We start from the raw sequence: 22533 nt of genomic DNA, 5'->3' as shown, positions 1-22533 counted from the left end.
GGCAAGGGGCAAGGTCTGCAATGATGGCGACTTCGCCATGCAAGATGAAGGGCTTGTCGCTGGAAACAGGCTTGGCTAGGGTCCCCGCAGATTGCCTGGTGTAGACGCCAATCAGCCCCCGGGCAGTCCAACAGAGGTGACCGGACGGCACAGCCGGCAAGGTGATCAAAACTGGGTGGCGGCCAAACCGCCGGATAGAGGCGAGCTCTTAGAATGCAAGATTATCTTTCGCCTGAACGTGAACGAGTAGCCCTTATTACCATCGACGCGCAACGCGACTTCGTCCTGCCCAACGGGCCGGCCGCCGTCAGCGGCTCGATGTGCGCCGTTCCCCAGATGCAGCGCCTGACCGAGGCCTTCCGGCAATTGGGCGCGCCGATCGTTCATATGGTGCGCCTCTATCGTTGTAACGGTTCCAATGTCGACCTCTGCCACCGCGCCCAGATCGAATCCGGGCAGCGTATTGTCATGCCGGGTACACTCGGCTGCGAGCTCATCGACGAGTTAAAGCCCGATGCGGCGCAGCGGATCGAGCCGGAACTGCTGCTCGACGGCAAGCTGCAGGAGATCGGCCCGCGTGAGTGGATTGGTTACAAGCCGCGCCTCTCGGCCTTCTTCCAGACCCCGGTCGAGGAACATCTGAAGGCTCTTGGGATCAGCACCATCGTCATCTGCGGCACTGATTTCTCCACTTCGCCGCGCTCCAGCGTGTATGCTGCGGCCAACCGCGATTTCCGCATGGTGCTGGCGACCGACGCGATTTCGGGCGCCACCGATGTCGGTCTCAATGAATTGGCGCAGATTGGTGTTTACCTGATGGCGACGGAACAATTGCTCGATTGGTTGTCACGCAGCCGGCAAGCTGCCTGATGAACTTTTTAACCGGTGACTCACCCAGAGACTCACAATGAGTGGCGTCCAGCAATTCACCATCACCGCGGCCGATGGCGACCAGCGTCTCGACCGCTGGTTCAAGCGCAAATTCCCGCACCTTACCCATGGTCGACTGGAGAAGCTGCTGCGCACCGGGCAGGTGCGCATCGACGGCAAACGTGCGAAGGCCGCGGATCGCCTGACTGCCGGGATGATCGTCCGCGTTCCGCCCTTGGGTGATGCCGCTGAACCGCGTCTCGACGATCTGCCCAGCGGCCCCAAGCCGATCACCGCCAAGGATGCCGAAGCGCTGCGCAAGGCGGTCCTGTTCAAGGATGCCGACGTCATCGTGATCAACAAGCCGGCCGGCCTCGCCGTCCAGGGCGGCACCGGTCTCGACAAGAATATCGATGCGATGCTGGAAGCCCTCCAGTTCGACGCCCCGGAACGGCCGCGCCTCGTCCACCGTCTAGATCGTGACACGTCGGGCTGCCTCGTGCTGGCGCGCAGCCAGGCCGCGGCCAGGAAGCTCGCGGAGGCGTTCCGCCACAAGACTGCCCGCAAGATTTATTGGGCCGTCACGGTGGGCGCCCCGAAGATGAACGAAGGCAAGATTGACGCCCCGCTGGTGAAGCAGAGTGTCGCCGCCGTCGGCCGCCGCTCCGCCGAACGCGTGCAGATCGACGAGGACGAAGGCAAGAAGGCCATCACCTATTACGCGGTGGTCGAACGGGCCCATGACAAGGCGGCCTGGCTCGCCTTGATGCCGGTGACCGGCCGCACCCATCAGCTGCGCGCGCATTGCGTGGCCCTGGGAACGCCGATCCTGGGCGATGGCAAATATGCCGGCGCCAAGGCCTATTTCGCGCGCGAGGCCCTCGACAACCAGCTCCATCTCCATGCCCGCTCGATCCGCATGCCGCATCCGACCCGGGGAATCATCAACGTGACGGCGCCCTTGCCGCCGCACATGCAGAAGACCTGGAAGTTCTTCGAGTTCGCCGACGAGCCGGATGAGGATCCCTTTGCCGGCCTTGAGCTCTGATCCGATCGTGATGCCGGCCGGCCACTACCGTCTCGTGATCTTCGATTGTGACGGCACGCTGGTCGACAGCCAGCACAACATCATCGCCGCCATGCAAAGTGCCTTCGATCAGTTCGGTCGTCCGCTGCCGACGCCAGAAGCCGTGCGGCGGCAGGTCGGCCTCAGCCTGGAGATCGCCATCGCGCGGTTGCTTCCGGCAGAAGAGCAAGGTGCCGCCGACGAGATCGCCGAGGCGTACCGGGTGATTGTGCGCGCCTTGCGCAGCGGGGGTGGCATAGCCGAACCGCTCTACGACGGCATCCGCGACCTCATCCTGGCGCTTGACCATCCGGAATTGTTCCTGGGCGTGGCGACGGGCAAGAACCTGGTGGGGCTGGAGCACACGCTGGCGCTGCACGGCCTCCGGGAGCGCTTCCACACCCTGCAGACCGCCGACCGGGCCCTGAGCAAGCCGCATCCCGACATGGTGCTCCGGGCCATGGCAGAGACCGCCTGCGACCCGCGGGAAACGGCCATGATCGGCGATACCAGTTTCGATGTCGAAATGGCCCGCGCCGCCGGGGCGACTGCCATCGGCGTGGCCTGGGGCTATCATCCGGCGGAGGAATTGACCGCTGCCGGGTCGCATCAGGTGCTGAATTCGCCGGCCGAGCTCATCGGTTGTTTGCAAAGCCTTTCCGCCAGCCGCTAAAATAACTTCCGGACTATGGAAGGAAGCATCTGATGCGGCTGAAAACGATTCTGGCCGGTTTGGTGATGCTGGCGGTTGGCCTGGCGGTGACCCTGGTTGCCATCATCAAGTCGACCGATTTCAACGCCTATAAGGACGTCATTGCCGGCCAGGTGAAGGCCGCAACCGGGCGCGACCTCGTGCTGGCGGGCAATGTCGAACTCGGCATCTCCCTTACCCCGACATTGACCGTGAGCCAGGTGACCTTCCGCAATGCCGATTGGGGCTCGGAGCCGGCCATGTTCAAATTCGACCGGCTGGCGGCCGAAATCGAGTTGCTGCCCCTATTCTCCAGCGAGATTGTTATCAAGCGGCTGATCCTGTCGGATGCCGACGTTCTGCTTGAAACCAATACCGACGGCACCGGCAATTGGGTCATGGGCAGTGGCGGTGGCGGTTCGGCGCCCCTGCCGCATGTCGCCGACGTCCTGGTCGAGCGCCTGAGCATTCGCTACCGAGATGGCGAGACAGGCGTCACGCGCCAGGTCGACATCGACAATCTCGCCGCGCAGACCGCGGCCCCCGGTGCGCCGATCGCACTGGCGCTGCGTGCCGCGATGGCAGGCGAGCAACTCACCGCCGAAGGTCAGATCGGCGCCTTGCGCCAGTTTACGCAAGGACCACTCCCAATCGACCTCAAGGGCAATGTCGGCGGGGTCGCCTTCACCGTAGCCGGCCAAGTGGCCGACCCGGCGCATTTCGAAGGTATCGATGTCGATCTGTCGCTCATCTCGGCCGGCGCGGTCGCCTTCGGTGACTTGAAGCTGCCGGGTGCCGGACCCTACCGGCTCGCCGGCCATCTCAGCGGCGCCAAGGGCAGCTACAAGCTTACCGCAGCCAGCGGCCGGGTCGGCGGCAGCGATTTTACCGGCGATCTCGAATATGCGCTGGGTGAGAAGCGGCCGTTCATCGGCTTGCGCCTCGCTTCCACCAAACTCGACAGCAAGGATTTTGGTCTCGAACCGGTACTCTCCGGCCCGGATAACGGCCCCAAGGATGGTCGCGCCTTTTCCGGCGAGGCCTGGATCATCCCCCAGTTGAACATGCTGGATGCCGATGTGCTGTGGACGGCACAGGAATTCTCCCACGGTCCCTATCCCTTGAAGAATGCCAGCATCGAACTGCATCTGCGCGACGGCAAGCTCAACCTCACCAATGTGACCGGCAATCTCGTCGATGGGCGTTTCTCCGCGGCGGGCTCGCTCGACACGATGCAATCGCCGGCGCCTCTGGTGGCGCGGGTGCGGGCGGATGACGTGGCGGCGGTGCCGTTGCTGGAAACCATGGGCCTTGCCGGCGTCCTTCAAAGCAAGAACGCCAATCTCGAAGTCGAACTTGCCGGCCCGGCCCAATCCCTGCGGGCCTTGCTGGCTGGCGCCAATGGCACTGTGCTGTTTGAAACCGGCAGCGGCCGCCTGCAGAATGATTTCGTGCGCCTGCTGTTTGCCGATCTCTTCAGCCTCATCTCGATCGGCGGCAACAATGATTCATCCCAGGTCAATTGCCTGGTGACGCGCTTTGCCATCGAGAACGGCATCGCTCAATCGCGCGGCATCGTGCTGGACACACCAGGCGCCACGATCCTGGGCTCGGGCACGATCGATCTGCGTAACGAGCGGCTGAACCTCCATGTCGATTCACAATCGAAACAGATCAACCTCGCCAATCTCGCCGTGCCGATGAATGTCGGTGGTACTTTGTCGAAGCCGAGCGTGACTCCGGATGCGTTGGGCACGGTCGAAAACACTGCCGGATTTGCGACCCGCGCTGCCAACTTCGCCACCTTCGGTGCGCTTGAGGCGGTGACCGGCCTGGGTCAATCCAACGATCTCGGTCCCAATCCTTGCCGCTCCGCTCTCGATGCCGGCGTCAAGGCTGGAAAGTCGGCAACACCCGGCGAGAAGATCATCGAAGGCACGGGACAGGTCATTGAAGGCGTCGGTGAAGGTGCCGGCCAGGTGATCGAGGGCGTGGGCGAGGGCGCCAAGGAGATTGGCAAGGAAACCGGCAAGGCGCTGGAATCGATCGGCGATGGCCTCAACGATCTCTTCGGGAACTGATTGCCATGCTTGGGTCGGCACCACGTCGCTTCTACAAGAACGTCGCCGTCATCCGGACCGACCTGGGTTGGGGCGTCACGCTGGATGGCAAGGTCCTGCGCTCGCCTGCGAAGAATGCGTTCGATCTCCCAAGCCACGCCTTGGCCAACGCCATCGCCGGCGAGTGGGATGCGCAGACCGAAAAGATCCATCCGCACAGCATGCCGCTGATGCAGTTTGCTGCCACGGCGATCGATCGCATCGGGCCGGCGCGGGCAAGTATCGTGGCGGACCTGGCCGGTTATGCCGGCACCGATCTCATCTGCTACCGCGCAACCGAACCAGCCACCCTGGTCGAGCGGGAGAGCCAGACCTGGGATCCGCTGCTCGATTGGCTGCGCCGGCGTTACGACGTGTCGCTCTCCGTCACCAGCGGCATCGTCGCCATTCCGCAGCCCCAGGCGAGCCTGGAGGCCCTGACGCGTGCCGTGGACGGGTTTGGCGACTTCGCCCTCGCGGGGTTGGCAACGCTGGTCTATGCCGCGGGATCCCTGGTGATCGCGCTGGCCGTCGCGGAGGGGGAGCTCACGGCGGAACAGGCCGCCCATGCGGCCCAGCTCGACGAGCTCTACCAGGCCGAGCGCTGGGGTGAGGATAAGGATGCGCTCGAACGCCGGGTGGGCCAATTGGCCGAGCTGGTGGCGGCCCGCCGCTTCCTCGATTTGCTGGGCCTGCCATAATCCGATTCCTACGACGAATGGACCGGTTGAAATCACCCGGAAAGCGGCGTTTTTGACCGGATTGGCTGTCGCTTCGGCCTTGGGTTCGCGAATTCTTCGTGCTATCCAGAATACGCTTTTCGCACCTGCGGAAAAAAGCGCGGGGCGAAACCTCCCGGCCTCCAGGGCCGGCTAGTCATCAGGGGGACGGGCCAATGCAGGAAATCCTGAAACAGCTTGAAGACAAGCGCGACGCAGCGCGTGCCGGCGGCGGTAAAAAGCGCGTCGAGGCGCAGCATGCCAAGGGCAGGCTGACCGCCCGCGAGCGCATCGAATTGCTGCTCGACCCGGATTCCTTCGAAGAATGGGACATGTTCGTCGAGCACCGCTGCCATGATTTCGGCATGGGATCGCAGCGTGTGCCGGGCGATGGCGTGGTGACCGGTTATGGCACCGTCAATGGCCGATTGGTGTTCGTCTTCAGCCAGGATTTCACCGTCTTCGGCGGTTCGCTCTCCGAGGCCCATGCCGAGAAGATCTGCAAGGTGATGGACCAGGCCCTGCGCGTCGGCGCCCCGGTCATCGGGATCAACGATTCGGGTGGCGCCCGCATCCAGGAAGGTGTGGCGTCCCTCGCTGGCTATGCCGAGGTTTTCCAGCGCAACATCATGGCGTCCGGCGTTGTGCCGCAGATCAGCGTCATCATGGGGCCCTGTGCCGGTGGTGCCGTCTATTCCCCGGCCATGACCGACTTCATCTTCATGGTGAAGGACAGCTCCTACATGTTCGTCACCGGTCCCGAGGTGGTGAAGACCGTGACCCATGAGACGGTGACGTTCGAACAATTGGGCGGTGCCGTCACCCACAGCCAGAAATCGGGCGTCGCCGACCTCGCCTTCGAGAACGATGTCGAGGCACTGCTTGAAGTCCGCCGCTTCGTCGACATGCTGCCCGCCTCGAACCGCTCCAAGGCGCCGGCACGGCCGACGATGGACCCGATCGACCGCGACGAGATGTCGCTGGACACGCTGATCCCGTCAAATCCCAACAAGCCCTATGACATGAAGGAACTCATCCAGAAGGTGGTGGACGAGGGCGACTTCTTTGAGCTGCAGCCCAATTACGCGCGTAACATCCTCACCGGTTTTGCCCGGATGGGCGGCGAGACGGTCGGCATTGTTGCCAATCAGCCGATGGTCCTGGCCGGCTGTCTCGACATCGATTCATCCCGGAAAGCGGCGCGCTTCGTGCGCTTCTGCGATTGCTTCGAGATTCCCATCGTGACTTTCGTCGACGTCCCGGGCTTCCTGCCGGGTACGACGCAGGAGCACGGCGCCATCATCAAGCACGGCGCCAAGCTGCTCTTTGCCTATGGCGAAGCAACGGTGCCCAAGGTCACCGTCATTACCCGCAAGGCCTATGGCGGTGCTTACGACGTCATGAGCTCGAAGCATCTGCGCGGCGATGTGAACTTCGCCTGGCCGACTGCTGAAATCGCCGTGATGGGCCCCAAGGGTGCTGTCGAGATCATCTTCCGTGCGGATGCGGGCGATGCCGACAAGATCGCCGAGCGCACCGAGGAATACCGCCAGAAGTTCGCGACACCCTTCGTGGCCGGCGCACGGGGGTTCATCGACGATGTCATCATGCCGCATTCGACCCGCAAGCGAATCTGCCGGTCCCTGGCCATGCTGAGGGACAAGAAGGTCGAGAATCCCTGGAAGAAGCACGACAACATCCCGCTTTGAGCCGGGGCGGGAGAGACAAGATCATGTTCAAGAAGATCCTGATTGCCAATCGCGGCGAGATCGCCTGCCGCGTCATCAAGACCGCCAAGGCCATGGGCATCAAGACCGTGGCCGTCTATTCGGAACCCGATGCCGACGCGCTTCATGTGCGTCTGGCCGACGAGGCCGTGGCGATCGGTCCCGCGGCGGCGCGCGAGTCGTATCTCGTCATCGAGAAAATCGTCGAGGCCTGCAAGGCCACGGGTGCCGAGGCGGTTCATCCCGGCTATGGCTTCCTGTCCGAGAACATGAAGTTCGCCGAGGCGCTCAAGAAGGCCAAGATCACCTTCATCGGCCCCGATCCCCATGCCATCCACGCCATGGGCGACAAGATCGAATCGAAGAAGCTCGCCAAGGAAGCCGGCGTCAACATGGTTCCGGGCTTCCTCGACGTGATCAAGGACGGTGATCATGCCGTCAAGATCGCCCGCGAGATCGGCTACCCGGTCATGGTCAAGGCCTCGGCCGGCGGTGGCGGCAAGGGCATGCGGGTCGCCTATAACGATGCCGAGGCCAAGGATGGCTTCCGCTCGGCCACGTCTGAAGCGAAAGCGAGCTTCGGGGACGACCGCATCTTCATCGAGAAATTCATCGAGGAGCCGCGTCATATCGAGATCCAGGTCCTGGCCGACGGCCATGGCACCTGCCTATACCTCGGCGAACGCGAATGCTCGATCCAGCGCCGCCACCAGAAAGTGATCGAAGAGGCGCCGTCGCCCTTCCTCGATGAGAAGACCCGCGCCGCCATGGGCGAACAGGCGGTGGCGCTTGCGAAGGCCGTCAAATACAAATCCGCCGGCACCGTCGAGTTCATCGTCGACGGCAAGCGCAATTTCTACTTCCTCGAAATGAACACGCGTCTCCAGGTCGAACATCCGGTGACCGAAATGGTGACCGGCCTGGACCTCGTCGAGCAGATGATCCGGGTGGCCTATGGCGAGAAGTTGAAGCTCAAACAGACCGATGTGAAGCTGAAGGGCTGGGCCATCGAAGCGCGCGTCTATGCCGAGGATCCCTTGCGCAACTTCCTGCCCTCGACCGGGCGCCTGGTGCGCTATCGCGAACCCAGCCTTGGCGCCAATGTGCGCGTCGATTCCGGCGTCTATGAGGGCGCCGAAATCAGCATGTTCTACGACCCGATGATCGCCAAGCTGGTGGCCTACGGCCCGGACCGAAAGTCCGCCACGCAGACCATGCGCGACGCGCTGGATGCGTTCTACATCCGCGGTCTCAACCACAACATGCCGTTCCTTTCGGCACTCATGGCCCATGAACGCTTTGCTGCCGGGCGCCTCACCACCGGCTTCATCGCTGAGGAGTTTCCGGACGGTTTCCACGGCGTCAACCTGCCGGCGCAAGCCCATGCCGATCTCGTCGCCGTGGCGGCCATCGTGCATCATCGCTATGAACTCCGCGCTCATGGCCGCGTCCCGCATTTCCATGCCAATGGCAGCATGGTCGATGGCAAGTGGATGGTGAAGCTGGGCGACACCATGCATGAGGCGACAGTCGCGGAGACAGCCGCTGGTTTCGCCGTCATCGCCGACAAGAAGAGCCATGAGCTGGTGAGCGATTGGAAGCTCGGCGACGTGCTGTGGCGTGGCCGCATCGATGGCCGCAATATCACGATCCAGATCGACCGGGTGGGGATCGGCTATCGGCTGACCTATGCCGGCGCCCAGGCCAAGGTGCTGGTGCTGGCGCCGCGCGCGGCCGAACTCGACCGGCACATGCTGGTGAAGCAGCCGCCGGACATGTCGAAATACCTGCTCTCGCCGATGCCGGGCCTGCTCGTCTCGCTCGCCGTCAAAGAGGGCCAGGAGGTCAAGGCTGGCGAGGAGCTCTGTGTTGTCGAAGCCATGAAGATGATGAACATCCTCAAGGCCGAACGCGACGGCACGGTCGCCAAGATTCACGCCAAATCCGGCGATAGCCTTGCCGTTGATCAGGTCATTGTGGAATTCGGCTGATGCCTTCGCTTCCTGCCGGCTGGGTTGCCAAACGCTGCCTGATCAGCGGCAAGGTGCAGGGTGTCTGGTATCGCGCCTGGACGATCGAGCAGGCGCAGGCGCGTGCCCTGAAGGGTTGGGTGCGCAATCTTGCCGATGGCTCGGTGGAGGCGCTGTTCGCGGGGCCACAGACCAAAGTCGATGACATGATCGCTGCCTGCCATCAGGGGCCGCCAGCCGCGCGTGTGGTGGAGGTCGGCGTTGAGGATTTCGCAGGCGACATTCCAGACTCATTCGCGAAAAGATCCAGCTCCTGAAACGAGGCAAGCGAGAGTGACATGGATCTGGGATTGAGCGGCAAGCGCGCCCTGGTGCTGGGTGCCAGTCAAGGCCTGGGTGCCGCCTCCGCTGCCGCCCTGGCTGCCGAAGGTGTCGAGACCGTGTTGCTCGCGCGCAGTAGCGAGAAGCTGAGCGTCCAGGTTAAAGACATCATCGCGAAAGGCGGAAAAGCCTCGGCGCTGGTTGCCGATCTCGGTCGCCAGGCCGACCTCACCTCGATCATGGAAGATCCGCGCGGCTACGATATCCTGGTGCTGAACTCGCCCCCACCGCCCCCGGTCAAGGCAGGTGCCGGCGATCGCAAGACCTGGGCCAGCCAGTTCGATGCAATGTTCCTCAACCAGATCGACCTTGCCGCCCATCTCGTCAAGGGCATGGCCGCGCGCGGCTGGGGCCGCATCATCTCGATCGCCTCCACAAGTGTGCAGGAGCCGATCCCGGGCCTCGTCTATTCCAATGCCTTGCGCGCAGGCCTCAATGGCTGGCTGAAATCACTCTCCGATGAAGTGGCGGGGCAGGGCGTCACCGTCAACACGGTGGCGCCCGGCGCCTTTGCGACGGAGCGCACGCATTCCCTGGATGCCGCGGCGGCGCAGCGCGCGGGCCGTGCATTGGCTGAGGTGGCGGCAGAAGGAGCCGCCGGCATTCCGGTCGGGCGCTATGGCGATCCAACCGAATTCGGAGCTATGGTCGCCTTCCTCGCCGGGCAGCAATCCGCTTACACCACCGGCGCCTTCTTCCGCCTCGATGGTGGAGCCAGCCGCGGCGGGAACTAACCCCCCTCACCCCAACCCCTCTCCCGCGAGGGGAGAGGGGCTCGGTGCCTCGCATTTCAACAGCGATCTTTCTGCTGGGCTCGGTTCTGCCGGCAGATCTCATTCCCTCTCCCCTCGCGGGAGAGGGTCAGGGTGAGGGGGCTTCTCAGCTACGCGCTCGGCCCAAACACCTCGGCAAAGGCCGCCTTCAGCGCCATATCGAGTTCCGGCATGGTCACCATCTGCCCGAGCTTCGCCAGCGATGTCACGCCGTAGGGGCTCGTCGCACTTTCGCTGATGCCGCAGGGCACGATCCCCTCGAAGTGCGACAGCTCCGGGTCGACATTGATGGAAATGCCATGAAAGCTGATCCAATGCCGCAGGCGGATGCCGATGGCGCCGATCTTGTCTTCGCGGCCCCCGTCGGCCACCCAGATGCCGACCCGCCCCTCGCGCCGCTCGGCCCGCACATTAAAGCGGTCGAGGGTGCGAATCACCCATTCCTCCAGATCGTGCACGAAATGCCGGACGTCACCGCCGCGCTTCTTCACGTTCAACATGGCGTAGGCCACACGCTGACCGGGTCCATGATAGGTGAACTGCCCGCCGCGGCCGCTCTGATAGACAGGGAAGCGGTTCGGGGCCAGGAGATCTCCCGGCTTGGCGCTGGTGCCGGCGGTGTAAAGCGGGGGATGTTCCAGCAGCCAGATCATTTCCGACGCCGTCCCGGCGCGAATCTCGGCGACCCTTTGCTCCATGAAATCGACCGCTTCCGGGTAAGGAATGCGCTCATCGCTGATCCGCCACGTCAATTCGCTCAAATCGCCCACGGCAAGCCCTTTGAATGGTTGGGTTTTTTGTTTGCTTGATCCCCACGCCCCGATTTGCTATTCCCCGCGGCGCTGTCTGGCAAGGGTCAAGTGACCCTTCGGGCGCGGTCGTGGCGGAATTGGTAGACGCGCAGCGTTGAGGTCGCTGTGGGGCAACCCGTGGAAGTTCGAGTCTTCTCGACCGCACCATTCTTTTAGACGGTTTGGACCCAACCTCAGGGTCCTTGGATAGTCCGGGCGCTGGCCCCGGCTATCCCCATGAATCGAAATCCAAAAAATAGCCTTAACCGGCCCCGTCAGGGTGGCGCATGCGCGCCCCTTGGCTATAATCCGCGCCAATCATGAAGGTCGACGCGGCTTTTGCCGCGGCATTTTGAGGGCGATATGGCGGACGACAGCATCAGAGAAGGCGCCCTCGAATATCACCGGCGCCCGAAACCCGGCAAGATCGCCATCCAGGCCACCAAGCCCCTCGCCAATCAGCGTGATCTGGCCCTGGCCTATTCGCCGGGTGTTGCCGCTGCCTCCGAGGCGATTGCCGCCGACCCGGCCATGGCGGCTGAGTACACCAGCCGTGGCAATCTCATCGCCGTCGTGACCAATGGCACCGCCGTCCTCGGCCTCGGTGCGATCGGGCCGCTGGCTGCCAAGCCAGTGATGGAGGGCAAGGCCGTCCTCTTCAAGAAATTCGCCGATATCGACGTGTTCGACATCGAGATCAACGAGACCGACCCGCAGAAGCTGGTGGACATCATCGCGGCCCTTGAGCCGACCTTCGGCGGCATCAACCTTGAGGATATCAAGGCGCCTGAATGTTTCGAGGTCGAGGGCAAGCTGCGTGAGCGGATGAAGATCCCGGTCATGCATGACGACCAGCATGGCACCGCCATCGTAGTGGCAGCCGCCCTCATCAACGCGCTCGAAGTCGTCGGCAAGAAGATCGGTGACGTGAAGCTGGTGACGTCGGGTGCGGGTGCTGCGGCGCTCGCCTGCCTCGATCTCCTGGTGGCGCTGGGCCTCTCGGTCGACAATGTCACGGTGACGGACATCGTCGGCGTGGCTTATGAAGGTCGCACCGAACTCATGGATCCGCGCAAGGCCCGCTACGCGCGCAAGACTGATGCGCGCACGCTGGGCGATGCCATCAAGAATGCCGACATCTTCCTAGGGCTGTCCGCGCCGCGCGTGTTGAAGCCGGAGATGGTGGCGCAGATGGGTCCGCGCCCGATCATTTTCGCGCTGGCCAATCCGACGCCCGAGATCCTGCCGGAAGAAGTGAAGGCCGTGCGGCCAGATGCCGTCATCGCCACCGGACGCTCCGACTATCCCAACCAGGTCAACAACGTCCTCTGCTTCCCCTTCATCTTCCGCGGCGCCCTTGATGTCGGTGCGACGCAGATCAACGAAGCGATGAAGGTCGCCTGCGTCTATGCCATCGCCAAGCTGGCACGCGCCGAGAGCAGCGATGTGGTGACCTCGGCCTATGGTGGCCAGGAAATGCAATTCGGTCCGGAGTTCTTGATCCCGAAGCCCTTCGACCCGCGCCTCATCGTGGAACTGGCGCCGGCCGTGGCGCGTGCTGCCATCGACAGTGGTGTGGCTACGCGGCCGATCACCGATTGGGACGGCTATCGCACCAATCTCGAACAATTCGTGTTCCGGTCGGGCCTCGTGATGAAGCCGGTGTTCGAACGCGCCCGCGCCGACAAGCGCCGCCTGGTCTATGCCGAGGGTGAGGACGAGCGCGTGCTGCGTGCCGCGCAATCGGTGGTCGATGAACGCTTGGCTTTCCCCATCCTCGTTGGGCGTCGCGCCGTGGTGGAACGGCGCATCGCCAAGATCGGCCTGCGCCTCAAGGAAGGCGTTGATTTCGAGTTGTGCGATCCGGAAGGCGATCCGCGCTACAATGAATATTGGGCGCTTTATCTGTCGCTGACAGAGCGACGCGGCGTCACCCCGGATTCAGCGCGCACGCTGGTGCGCACGCGCAGCACCTTGATCGCCGCCCTCATGGTGCGGCGTGGCGAGGCCGATGCGCTCATCTGCGGCACGATCGGCCGTTTCGAGCGGCATCTCGGCTATGTCAACGAAGTGATCGGGCGGAAGCCAGGCCTGCGGGCTTATTCGACGTTGACCGCCGTGCTGCTCACCTCCGGTACCTTCTTCATCACCGACACAGATGTGACGGCCAATCCGACCGAGGACGAAGTGGCGGAAAGCGCCATTCTGTCGGCAGCCTGGCTGCGCCGTTTCGGCATCGTGCCCAAGGCGGCTTTGCTGTCGCACTCCAATTTCGGCAGTTCGGACACCGATTCCGCGCGCAAGATGCGCCGCGCGCTTGGCCTCATCCTGCAGCGCGACCCGGAATTGGAAGTCGAAGGCGAGATGAAGGGCGATTCGGCCGTGTCCGAGGTGATCCGCGAACGCATGTTCCCGTCCTCGCGCCTGTCGGGACGGGCCAATCTGCTCGTCATGCCGAATCTGGATGCAGCCAACATCACCCTCAATCTGTTGCGTGTTCTGGGCGAGGGCCTTGCCATCGGGCCTATTCTGCTCGGCACCAACTTACCCGCACATATCGTTTCGCAGAGTATTTCCGTGCGCGGCCTCATCAACATGAGCGCCGTCGCGGCCGTCGAGGCCCAGGACAAGAAGTCGCGCGAGGCGGTTGGCCATGGCCGGCCCTGAGGAGCGTTCATCCCAGCCGGAAGACGATGCGGACAGGATCACGGTCGTTGAGACGGTCGATGAAGAAGAGCTCTACGGCCCCTCGGAAGAGTTGCTGGAGAATATCAACGCAGCTCTGAGTGCTGCCGACATCCCGCTGGTCGAGGCGCTGATCGAGCCGCTCCACCCAGCCGACGTCGCCGATCTCATCGAACATCTGGAACCCGACCAGCGCAAGCTGTTCCTCGATATTACCCGGCACGCGCTGGAGCCGGAGACGATCTCGCATCTCGACGAAGCCTTGCGCGACGAGGTGGTCGACCAGATGGCGCCCTCGGAACTGGCCGAGATGGTCAGCGAGCTCGACACCGATGACGCCGTCGATATTCTCGAAGACCTCGACGAGGACACCAAGCAGCAGGTCCTCGATGCTGTGCCGGCCGAGGACCGCGCCTATCTCGAACAGGGTCTTACTTTCCCGGAAGACAGCGCCGGCCGCCTGATGCAGCGCGAGCTTGTCGCCATCGCCTCGCATTGGACCGTGGGCGAGACGGTCGACTATCTGCGCAATGCCGAGGATCTGCCGGACGACTTCTACGATCTCTTCATCGTCGATCCGGCACACAAGCCGGTCGGGTCCATTCCGCTCTCGCGCGCCATGCGCAGCGAACGGGCGACCAAATTGACCGAAATCATGGACGAAGAGCTGCGCCTGGTGCCGGCCGATACTGACCAGGAGGCCGTCGCCTATTTGTTTCGCCAATACGGGCTCGTCTCAGCGCCGGTGGTTGACCCTGAGGGACGTTTGATAGGTGTGGTAACCGTTGACGACGTCGTTCGCGTGATCGACGAAGAGGCCGAGGAAGATCTCCTCAACATCGTCGGTGTCTCCGACACGGATTTCCACGCCCCGGCCTACAAGACGGCATTCCTGCGGGTGCGCTGGCTGGTGGTGACCCTGATCAACACGCTCATTGCCAGCTTTGTCATCTCGCGCTTCGAAGATACGATCGGCCACTACCCCGCCTTGGCGGTTCTGATGCCGATCACTGCCGCCATGGGCGGCAATGCCGGCGTGCAGGTCATCACCGTCACCGTCCGCGCCCTGGCCACCAAGGAAATCACACCTTCGTCCAATGTCATGCGCCTCGTCGGCAAGGAATTGGCAGTCGGTTTCATGAACGCCATCGTCTTTGCGGTCATTTTGGGGACGCTGGGCGGCTTGTGGTTCGGCCATCTGGGCCTGGGGGTCGTTCTGGGCGGCGCCATGATCTTCAATATGGTCTGGGCAGGCTTCGCCGGCACCGTGATTCCGCTCGCCATGGACAAGCTTGGCTTCGATCCCGCGACCGGGGCTGGCCCGCGCTGCGCGAGAGCGTCGCGGCCTTTGCGGCTGTCGAAATTGCGCCGCGGGCCGCCGATATCGATCGCGACAACGACTTCCCGGCCGACCTCTGGCGCAAATTCGGCGAGATGGGGTTGCTCGGCATCACCGTCGAGCCGGAATATGGCGGCGCCGGCATGGGCTATCTCGAACATGTCATCGCCATGGAGGAGATCAGCCGCGCCTCCGCTTCGGTCGGCCTCTCCTATGGTGCGCACAGCAATCTCTGCGTCAATCAGATGCGCCGCAACGGCACCGAGGCACAGAAGCGCCGCTATCTGCCGGGCCTCATAGATGGCAGCAAGGTGGGCGCCCTGGCGATGAGCGAGCCGGAAGCCGGGTCGGACGTCGTCTCCATGCGCTTGAAGGCGGATGTTGCCAGTGGCGGCTTTACGCTGAATGGCGCCAAGATGTGGATCACCAACGGGCCGGATGCCGATGTGGTGATCGTCTATGGCAAGACGGATATGGCGGCCGGCCCCCGCGGCATCAGCGCCTTCATCGTCGAGCGCGGCGACAAGGGCTTCTCCTGCGCCCGCAAGCTCGACAAGCTGGGGATGCGCGGCTCCAACACCGGCGAGCTCGTGTTCGAGAATTGCTTCATTCCCGAAGACCGCCTGCTGGGCACTTTGAATGGCGGCGTTCGCGTATTGATGAGCGGTCTCGATTACGAACGCGCAGTGCTGTCGGGTGGTCCGCTCGGCATCATGCAAGCCTGTCTTGATCTGGTGCTGCCTTATGTCCATACGCGGCGCCAGTTCGGCCAGCCGATCGGCACCTTCCAGCTGATGCAGGCGAAGATGGCCGACATGTACACGCTGACGAGTGCTGCCCGCGCCTATGTCTATGCCGTCGCCAAAGCCTGCGACAAAGGCAAGACCACGCGCAAGGATTCTGCCGGCGCCATTCTGTTTTCGGCAGAAAAAGCGACTCTTTTGGCGCTCGATGCCATTCAATGCTTGGGCGGGAACGGCTATATCAATGACTATCCGGCCGGCCGGTTGTTGCGCGATGCCAAGCTCTACGAAATCGGGGCGGGGACCTCGGAAATCCGCCGCATGCTGATCGGCCGTGAATTGTTCGAAGAATCCGCCTGATCCTACGTCACACCAACAAGCACAGGATAATTGCAATCATGCCGCGTCAATTGATTTCGTCCGGATCCGCCTTCGAGAAGACCGCCGGCTATTCACGCGCCGTCGTCGATGGCGACTGGATCTTTGTCTCCGGTACCACCGGCTTCGACTATGCCAAGATGAGCATCTCGGATGACGTGGTCGAGCAGACCCACCAGACCTTCCGCAACATCGAAGCCGCCTTGAAACAGGCCGGCTCCAGCCTCAAGGACGTGGTGCGGGCGCGCTACATCATCGTCAACCCGTCAGACTGGCCGATCGTGGCCCCGGTTTTCGGCCAGTATTTCGGTGACATCCGGCCCGCCTCAACCGCCATCGTCTGCGGCCTGGTCGATGCCAAGATGAAGATCGAGATCGAAGTCACCGCCAAGCGCCAGGTGGCTTAGACCATGCCGACCGTCCTCATCACGGGCGCCAATCGCGGCATCGGCCTGGAACTCACGCGCCAATATGCGGCCGCCGGCTGGGAGGTCATCGCCTGCTGCCGCAAACCCAAGGAAGCGACGGCGCTGGCGAAGATCAAAGGCGGGATCGAGTTGAAAGCGCTCGACGTCGCCAAGCCCGCCTCGATCAAGAAGCTGGCGGCAGCGTTGAAAGGCCGTGCCATCGACGTGCTGCTCAACAATGCCGGCATCCTTGGCCGACGCGTTGGCTTCGGCAAGGCGGAGAGCAAGGAGTTCCTTGCCGTCATGCAGGTCAACGCCCTTGGTCCGCTGCTGATGACCGAGGCTTTCGTCGGGCACGTCAAGCGCTCCAAGCTGAAGAAGATCGTGGCCATCACCAGCGGCATGGGGTCGATCGCCAGTGGCGCCAATGGCGGCTCCTATGCCTATAGAAGCTCCAAGGCGGCCCTCAACATGGTGATGACCAATGCCGCACGCGATCTCAAGGAGAAGGGCCTGGCCATCGCCGTGATCAGCCCGGGTTGGGTGCAGACCGACATGGGCGGCAAGCAGGCGCCGCTGAAGGTGAGCGACAGCGCCGCCGGCATCATCAAGGTGATCGACAAACTAAATGCCTCATCCAGCGGCGGCTTCTTCAACTATAGCGGCGAAACTTTGCCCTGGTAGCCTGGGAGACGATGTGTGGCTGGACCGATCGAGTTCTATTTCGACTTCTCCTCGCCCTACGGCTATCTCGCGGCCCATCGCATCGAGGCGGTGGGCGCCGAGTTCGGTCGCGAGGTGCTGTGGCGGCCAATCCTGCTTGGCGCCGTGTTCAAGGCAACCGGGCAGAGCCCATTGGTGAGTCAGCCTCTGCGTGGTCCCTACCATCTTCACGACCTTCAGCGCACCGCACGACGGCAGCAACTGCCGTTTCAGCTGCCAGCCGACTTCCCGATGGCAACCATCGCGGCCGCCCGCGCCTACTATTGGGTCGAACAAGAATCGCCGGCCGAGGCCAAGCGGCTGGCACTGGCGCTATTCGATGCCGTCTTCGCGCAGGGCCTCAACATCAGCGCCACAGATACCGTCGTTGTGATCGCGCAAAAGGCAGGACTGGATCCCGAGCAGATCCGCACCGGGATTGGCGCAGCAGAGATCAAGGAACGTCTCAAGGCGGAAACTGATCAAGCGATCGTGCGCGGCATTTTCGGCTCGCCTTTTTTCATCGTGGACGGTGAGGCTTTCTGGGGCAACGATCGCATCCCCGATCTCCGCGACTGGCTGAAATCCGGCGGCTGGTAAGACATCTCATCCAAGGATCCCATCATGCTCGATCAATCGCTTGCCAAGGACATCATCTCCGCCGTCGCCGCCGGCTTCGATAAACAGGTGAAGGAGACGCAGGCGTTGACGGCGCTCCCGTCCCTGCGCGGTCAGGAAGCGACGGCGCAGGATTTCATGGCGCAGCATTACCGGGATCGCGGCCTCAGCGTCGATCACTGGAAGATCAATGTCGAGGATATCCAGCATCTGCCCGGCTTCTCGCCGGTCACGGTGTCCTATGAGAACGCCTTCAACGTCGTGGGCGCCCATCGTCCGCGCGACGTCAAGGGCCGCTCGCTTATCCTCAACGGCCATATCGATGTGGTGCCGACCGGCCCCCACGATCTCTGGGCGCGTCCGCCCTTTGATTCATACGTCTCGGGCGACTGGCTCTATGGCCGCGGTTCCGGCGACATGAAGGCCGGTCTCTATGGCTGCCTTGCCGCCTTCGATGCGCTGGATCGCCTTGGCCTGCGCCCGGCGGCGCCGGTCTATCTGCAATCCGTGGTCGAGGAGGAGTGCACCGGCAACGGGGCGCTTGCCTGCCTGCAGCGCGGCTATCGGGCCGATGCGGCCATCATCCCGGAACCGATGGGCGATTCGCTCCTCACCGCCCAGCTCGGCGTGATGTGGTTCCAGGTAAAACTGCGCGGCAAGCCCGTCCATGTCGCCTATGCCGGCAGCGGGGCCAATGCGATCGAAGCGGCTTATCCCGTCATACAGGCATTGCATGCGCTGGAAGAGCGCTGGAATGCCGAGAAGCATGAGATCTGGCAGGAGCACCGCCACCCGATCAATTTCGTTGTCTCCCGGATCGAAGGCGGCGACTGGACCTCCAGCGTCCCCGCCTGGTGCACCTTTGACATGCGCATCTCCTTCTATCCCGGCATGGAGCTTGCGCGCGTGCGCCGTGATATCGAGGAGACGGTGCGGGCCGCGGCCGCCGGCCATACCTACCTCGCCAACAACCCGCCACAGGTCGTCTATCACGGCTTCCAGGCGGAACCCTATGTGCTCATGAACGGCGATGCCGCCATAGCCTGCCTGGAATCGGCGCATCGCCTCGCCTTCGATGCCGAACTGCCGAAGATCCCTACCACCGCCACCACCGACGCGCGCTTTTTCGGCCTCTATGCTGACACGCCGGCCTTGGTTTATGGCCCGTTGTCGGAGGATATCCACGGCTTCGACGAGCGCGTCTCCTTGAGCTCGCTCAAGAAGATCACGACCGGCATGGCACTCTTCATGGCCGATTGGTGCGGCGTGGAGGAGAAGTAGTGTCGGCGGGCCGCCACAGAATGGCGGCCTTGAACGCCTAGCCCCGTTTCTTACGGCAGCAGAATATATGTCTTCCTGACCGTCTCGTGGATTTCCCACACGCCGAGGCTCTCAGCGGGGAAATAGAGCGCGTCGCCGGCCTTGATCTCGATAACCTGTCCGTTATCGGCGTGGAAGGTGCAGTGTCCGGCGACGAAATGAGCGAACTCCGCCTTGCGGATCTGACGCTTCCATTTGCCCGGGCTGCATTCCCAGATACCAAAATCCGGCTCCTTATCTTTCTCCGTCGGCGATGTGCCACGCAATTGCGCGACCGGCGTGCCAATCGGTTCAGCGACCTTGCCCCAATCTTCGAGAGCCGCCGAAGTGAGGCCGGCGGTATTGGCAAGGCGCTTGATCATGGAAGAGGCTCCTGAGGCGAAATTGGTGAATGAACTTAGTGGTTTTCCGGGACCGGCTGGAAAGCCATGGCTTCAGCGAGAGCCGCGTTGAGTTCAGCGGTCGACAATTCGCTCTTATACATGTCCCGGAGGCCGTTCACTTCCTTGATTTCGGTCGGGTTCTTCAGCAGCCCAGAAGCGATCGTCAACCAGATGAACGCGGTCCTCTTGTCGACCGGGCTGCCCTGGCCGCGGGCGTTCATGACGGCAAGCCCCAGCATGGCATCCGGGAAGCCCTGCTTGGCTGCGCGGTCGTACCATTCACGCGCCAGCGCAAAATTGGCCGGGCCAGCATCGCCATAATGATAGTAGCCGGCGAGTTTGAACTGCGCCACGGGGTCACCCCCCGGCGCCATTTCCTTGAGCTTGAGATAGGCGCCGACCTTGTTGCCCTCGAGCTCCATCTTGAGCACCTCCTGGAGGTCTTCCGGGGCGGCCAGGGCGGGCGGGAGGACAAAGACATGCGCTGCCGCGACCAGCAGGAGCGCGACGATGGAACGGACGATGAATCGCTTTTTTGACATGGCCGGAGAATTGCCGATCTTGGCCCTCAGTGCAACCGCGACGGCAAGCCTATCGGCCGAGACGTGACGGTGGTCACAACGGACACCGTCCGGCATTTTCTGCCCGGCAAAACAATCCCATATCCGGCACCAGATGTGGCGACCGGGCAGCTCTCGTCAATTCCGGTGGGTATCACCCGACCGGGGCGACCGAGGGAGTTCAGTTGTCCTTGCGGACGCTGGTGAACTGATCTTCGAGAATGCTCTTCACCAGATCCTGGACGAATTCCGCCGTCGTTTCGGTGCCATGTTTAGCAACCAGGGCGAACAAAGCCGCCGAAATCGACATGGTGCCGATGGTGTCGAACGGGACGCCCTTCTTGAAGGCGTCTTCCCAAAAGGCGTTGAACATCTCGAAGCACAGCTTGCGCTGGTCTTCGTCGGTAGTCGGGGGCGCGCTCATTTTCTGCCCTTGTGCCAATGCGGCCTCCATAGCCATCTCCTTGATCGAACGGTTGACCGCGTCATTCTCAGCAAGCCTCATGCCATTAGTGAATCATCACAGGATGTTGGGGTGATTGCTGTCCGTTCGACGAGTCGTTGTGTCGATTAGACCCACCGCCTCATAAGAATCGATTAACGAAGGACCCGCAGCTTTGGATTCGGGGGAAAATACTGCCGAGTTGCCAGGCCCCGGTCCTATTTCAGGAAATCTGCCGCCTCATGGACCTCGATGACCGTCGGCCCATCTGCCTTGAAGGCCAGCTCGATGGCAGCTTTGAGTTCAGCGATGCTGCCGGGTTTGGTCGCCTTGGCGCCGAAGGCAAGGGCCAGGGCCTGGTAATCAGGGTTGCGCGGCTTGACACCCAGCTCCGGGATGTCGAGTTCAACCATGTCTTTGGCGATCTGGCCGAAGGCATCATTGTTCCAGATGATGATCGGTAGGGCCAAGCCCTGCTCGACCGCTGTGCCCAGGTCCTGGACCGTGAACATGAAACCGCCATCACCGGCCAGCGCTACGACCGGCTTGTCCGGGCAAGCGATCTTCGCACCGATCGCGGCGGGGAGGGCATAGCCCAACGTGCCAAAGCCGCAAGGATGGAACCAGCCGCGGGGACTTTCGAACGGAAAGGTGAGATTGCCCGTATAGGCGATCTGGGTCATGTCGCTGACGACGATGCCATTGGCCGGCAGGGCCTCGCGCAAGGCATCCAGTACCTTGACATGTTTCTGTTGCAGCGGTGTGAGATCGGCGCGGATCAAGCCACGCAGCTCGGACGCGGTGGCGAGGTCAGGCTTGCGGCCGGACCTGATCCCGTCGGTCAGTGCCTTCAGTGTCGGACCGGCATCCGCCAGCAGGCCGACGCTGGGTGTATAGTCCCTGGTTAGCGTATAGGCATCAAGATCGATGCGGATGAGCTTGCCACCCAAGGTCAGGCGGTCGACCCAGGAATCCGTCTCGGCCATCTCGGTTCCGGCCGCGATCACCAGATCGGCATCTCTGAGCAGTTTCTGCGTCGCCGGCAACAGCAGGGTGCTGCCCAGGCTCTGGGCGTGGCTGTGCGGCAGGATGCCCTTGCCGGCGGTGGTGGTGACACACAGCGCACCTGATTTTTCAACGAAGGCCCTTACCTCGGCCGGGCAATCGATGGCGCCGCCGCCGACAATGAGCACCGGCGCCTTGGCGCTGTCGATAAGGGCGATCGCGGCGGCGATATCGGCGGCACTGGCCTTGGGGCGTGCTGCGGTCTGGCGCTTCGGCTGGCCGACATCGGCCGCCGCCGCCAGCATGTCGAGCGGGAACTCCAGGACCACCGGGCGCGGCCGGCCGGTTTCAAACAGCTTGTAGGCATCGGCCATCGCCTGCGGCAGCTCGGCAGCCGTCTTCACGGTCCGGGCGAAACCGGTCAGTGGGGCAATGGCCGCGCGCTGATCGGTGATCTCATGGAGTCGACCACGTCCCTTGCCGAGATCGGTGCTCGCATTGACGCTGCACAAGATGAGGACCGGCACGGAATCGGAATAGGCTTGGCCAATCGGCGTCGCTGCGTTCATGAGACCCGGTCCGGTGATCAGGCAGGCAACGCCCGGCTTGCCCGATGCCCGGGCGTAACCATCGGCCATGAAACCAGCACCTTGCTCATGGCGTACGCCGATATGGCGCATCCTGCGATCAGCGAGACCACGATAGAGGTCGAGGGTGTGCACACCCGGAATGCCGAAGACGGTGTCGACCCCGTAGGTCTCAAGCAAGGCAATGGCGGCATGGCCGCCTATCTGGTTGGCACTCATCATATCCCCTGATCTGGTCTGTGGGCCGCTTGCGGCCGGTCCGAATTGGTGCCGGACT

Annotated in this window: 20 protein-coding genes and 1 tRNA gene; 16 read left to right on the top strand and 5 right to left on the bottom strand. The window is 62.9% G+C overall.

Annotation, left to right across the window (positions count from 1 at the left end):
- Positions 1-213: 213 nt before the first annotated feature.
- The 9 genes from IPK59_11640 to IPK59_11600 all read left to right on the top strand — a co-directional run bounded on the left by IPK59_11640 (position 214) and on the right by IPK59_11600 (position 10257).
- On the top strand, positions 214-870 hold the full coding sequence (locus IPK59_11640; GenBank protein ID MBK8159375.1) for a cysteine hydrolase: 657 nt from the start codon (positions 214-216) through the stop codon (positions 868-870).
- A gap of 37 nt (positions 871-907) precedes the next feature.
- Positions 908-1918: an RluA family pseudouridine synthase gene (locus IPK59_11635; GenBank protein ID MBK8159374.1), complete on the top strand. Its 1011-nt coding sequence runs from the start codon at positions 908-910 to the stop codon at positions 1916-1918.
- Positions 1919-1928: 10 nt separating this feature from the next.
- The gene (locus tag IPK59_11630; GenBank protein ID MBK8159373.1) at positions 1929-2609 is read left to right on the top strand and encodes an HAD-IA family hydrolase; all 681 of its coding nucleotides are present in this window, start codon (positions 1929-1931) and stop codon (positions 2607-2609) included.
- 32 nt (positions 2610-2641) lie between these two features.
- Positions 2642-4708, top strand: coding sequence for an AsmA family protein (locus IPK59_11625; protein ID MBK8159372.1), 2067 nt, complete (start codon positions 2642-2644; stop codon positions 4706-4708).
- A gap of 5 nt (positions 4709-4713) precedes the next feature.
- Positions 4714-5427 carry an ATPase gene (locus tag IPK59_11620; GenBank protein ID MBK8159371.1) on the top strand — a complete coding sequence of 238 codons (714 nt, stop codon included), beginning with the start codon at positions 4714-4716 and terminating at the stop codon, positions 5425-5427.
- Between the two features lie 194 nt (positions 5428-5621).
- Positions 5622-7154 carry an acyl-CoA carboxylase subunit beta gene (locus tag IPK59_11615; protein ID MBK8159370.1) on the top strand — a complete coding sequence of 511 codons (1533 nt, stop codon included), beginning with the start codon at positions 5622-5624 and terminating at the stop codon, positions 7152-7154.
- A 23-nt stretch (positions 7155-7177) separates the two neighbouring features.
- On the top strand, positions 7178-9163 hold the full coding sequence (locus IPK59_11610; protein ID MBK8159369.1) for an acetyl/propionyl/methylcrotonyl-CoA carboxylase subunit alpha: 1986 nt from the start codon (positions 7178-7180) through the stop codon (positions 9161-9163).
- Entirely contained in the window at positions 9163-9459 is a 297-nt protein-coding gene (locus IPK59_11605) for an acylphosphatase (protein ID MBK8159368.1), read from the top strand. Before IPK59_11610 ends, IPK59_11605 begins: the two co-directional genes overlap by 1 nt.
- A gap of 21 nt (positions 9460-9480) precedes the next feature.
- A complete protein-coding gene (locus IPK59_11600) occupies positions 9481-10257 on the top strand; it encodes an SDR family oxidoreductase (GenBank protein MBK8159367.1) in 777 nt (258 codons plus the stop codon).
- A 149-nt stretch (positions 10258-10406) separates the two neighbouring features.
- Here the strand turns inward: IPK59_11600 and lipB are convergent, their stop codons facing one another.
- Entirely contained in the window at positions 10407-11048 is a 642-nt protein-coding gene (gene lipB, locus IPK59_11595; GenBank protein ID MBK8159366.1) for a lipoyl(octanoyl) transferase LipB, read from the bottom strand.
- 122 nt (positions 11049-11170) lie between these two features.
- On the opposite strand from lipB, the gene IPK59_11590 reads away from it, so the two are divergent.
- The 7 genes from IPK59_11590 to IPK59_11560 all read left to right on the top strand — a co-directional run bounded on the left by IPK59_11590 (position 11171) and on the right by IPK59_11560 (position 19240).
- Positions 11171-11255 (top strand) — tRNA-Leu (locus IPK59_11590).
- A 195-nt stretch (positions 11256-11450) separates the two neighbouring features.
- Positions 11451-13754 carry an NADP-dependent malic enzyme gene (locus IPK59_11585; protein ID MBK8159365.1) on the top strand — a complete coding sequence of 768 codons (2304 nt, stop codon included), beginning with the start codon at positions 11451-11453 and terminating at the stop codon, positions 13752-13754.
- 1344 nt (positions 13755-15098) lie between these two features.
- The gene (locus tag IPK59_11580; GenBank protein ID MBK8159364.1) at positions 15099-16214 is read left to right on the top strand and encodes an isovaleryl-CoA dehydrogenase; all 1116 of its coding nucleotides are present in this window, start codon (positions 15099-15101) and stop codon (positions 16212-16214) included.
- A gap of 38 nt (positions 16215-16252) precedes the next feature.
- A complete protein-coding gene (locus tag IPK59_11575) occupies positions 16253-16639 on the top strand; it encodes a RidA family protein (protein MBK8159363.1) in 387 nt (128 codons plus the stop codon).
- Positions 16640-16642: 3 nt separating this feature from the next.
- Entirely contained in the window at positions 16643-17323 is a 681-nt protein-coding gene (locus tag IPK59_11570; protein ID MBK8159362.1) for an SDR family oxidoreductase, read from the top strand.
- 15 nt (positions 17324-17338) lie between these two features.
- Complete coding sequence (locus IPK59_11565) at positions 17339-17941, top strand: 2-hydroxychromene-2-carboxylate isomerase (GenBank protein ID MBK8159361.1); 603 nt, start codon at positions 17339-17341, stop codon at positions 17939-17941.
- A gap of 24 nt (positions 17942-17965) precedes the next feature.
- Positions 17966-19240 (top strand): ArgE/DapE family deacylase, encoded by a 1275-nt coding sequence (locus IPK59_11560; GenBank protein ID MBK8159360.1) that lies wholly within the window; start codon positions 17966-17968, stop codon positions 19238-19240.
- Between the two features lie 50 nt (positions 19241-19290).
- Here the strand turns inward: IPK59_11560 and IPK59_11555 are convergent, their stop codons facing one another.
- The 4 genes from IPK59_11555 to IPK59_11540 all read right to left on the bottom strand — a co-directional run bounded on the left by IPK59_11555 (position 19291) and on the right by IPK59_11540 (position 22475).
- The gene (locus tag IPK59_11555) at positions 19291-19641 is read right to left on the bottom strand and encodes a cupin domain-containing protein (protein MBK8159359.1); all 351 of its coding nucleotides are present in this window, start codon (positions 19639-19641) and stop codon (positions 19291-19293) included.
- A 35-nt stretch (positions 19642-19676) separates the two neighbouring features.
- The gene (locus tag IPK59_11550; GenBank protein ID MBK8159358.1) at positions 19677-20204 is read right to left on the bottom strand and encodes a sel1 repeat family protein; all 528 of its coding nucleotides are present in this window, start codon (positions 20202-20204) and stop codon (positions 19677-19679) included.
- A 199-nt stretch (positions 20205-20403) separates the two neighbouring features.
- A complete protein-coding gene (locus IPK59_11545) occupies positions 20404-20646 on the bottom strand; it encodes a hypothetical protein (GenBank protein MBK8159357.1) in 243 nt (80 codons plus the stop codon).
- 236 nt (positions 20647-20882) lie between these two features.
- Positions 20883-22475: a 5-guanidino-2-oxopentanoate decarboxylase gene (locus tag IPK59_11540; GenBank protein MBK8159356.1), complete on the bottom strand. Its 1593-nt coding sequence runs from the start codon at positions 22473-22475 to the stop codon at positions 20883-20885.
- Positions 22476-22533 lie beyond the last annotated feature (58 nt).

The organism is Rhodospirillaceae bacterium (assembly GCA_016712715.1).
Lineage (GTDB): Bacteria > Pseudomonadota > Alphaproteobacteria > Dongiales > Dongiaceae > Dongia.
Note: the sequence above shows the minus strand (reverse complement) of the source record. Positions and strands in the feature narration are given on the sequence as shown.

Coding starts and splice junctions, on each gene's coding strand:
- IPK59_11545 (MBK8159357.1), bottom strand. CDS start 20,646: ATGAGCGCGCCCCCGACTACCGACGAAGACCAGCGCAAGCTGTGCTTC.
- IPK59_11610 (MBK8159369.1), top strand. CDS start 7,178: ATGTTCAAGAAGATCCTGATTGCCAATCGCGGCGAGATCGCCTGCCGC.
- IPK59_11550 (MBK8159358.1), bottom strand. CDS start 20,204: ATGTCAAAAAAGCGATTCATCGTCCGTTCCATCGTCGCGCTCCTGCTG.
- IPK59_11620 (MBK8159371.1), top strand. CDS start 4,714: ATGCTTGGGTCGGCACCACGTCGCTTCTACAAGAACGTCGCCGTCATC.
- IPK59_11625 (MBK8159372.1), top strand. CDS start 2,642: ATGCGGCTGAAAACGATTCTGGCCGGTTTGGTGATGCTGGCGGTTGGC.
- IPK59_11540 (MBK8159356.1), bottom strand. CDS start 22,475: ATGAGTGCCAACCAGATAGGCGGCCATGCCGCCATTGCCTTGCTTGAG.
- IPK59_11605 (MBK8159368.1), top strand. CDS start 9,163: ATGCCTTCGCTTCCTGCCGGCTGGGTTGCCAAACGCTGCCTGATCAGC.
- IPK59_11615 (MBK8159370.1), top strand. CDS start 5,622: ATGCAGGAAATCCTGAAACAGCTTGAAGACAAGCGCGACGCAGCGCGT.
- IPK59_11570 (MBK8159362.1), top strand. CDS start 16,643: ATGCCGACCGTCCTCATCACGGGCGCCAATCGCGGCATCGGCCTGGAA.
- IPK59_11585 (MBK8159365.1), top strand. CDS start 11,451: ATGGCGGACGACAGCATCAGAGAAGGCGCCCTCGAATATCACCGGCGC.
- IPK59_11635 (MBK8159374.1), top strand. CDS start 908: ATGAGTGGCGTCCAGCAATTCACCATCACCGCGGCCGATGGCGACCAG.
- IPK59_11555 (MBK8159359.1), bottom strand. CDS start 19,641: ATGATCAAGCGCCTTGCCAATACCGCCGGCCTCACTTCGGCGGCTCTC.
- IPK59_11575 (MBK8159363.1), top strand. CDS start 16,253: ATGCCGCGTCAATTGATTTCGTCCGGATCCGCCTTCGAGAAGACCGCC.
- IPK59_11640 (MBK8159375.1), top strand. CDS start 214: ATGCAAGATTATCTTTCGCCTGAACGTGAACGAGTAGCCCTTATTACC.
- IPK59_11630 (MBK8159373.1), top strand. CDS start 1,929: ATGCCGGCCGGCCACTACCGTCTCGTGATCTTCGATTGTGACGGCACG.
- IPK59_11560 (MBK8159360.1), top strand. CDS start 17,966: ATGCTCGATCAATCGCTTGCCAAGGACATCATCTCCGCCGTCGCCGCC.
- IPK59_11600 (MBK8159367.1), top strand. CDS start 9,481: ATGGATCTGGGATTGAGCGGCAAGCGCGCCCTGGTGCTGGGTGCCAGT.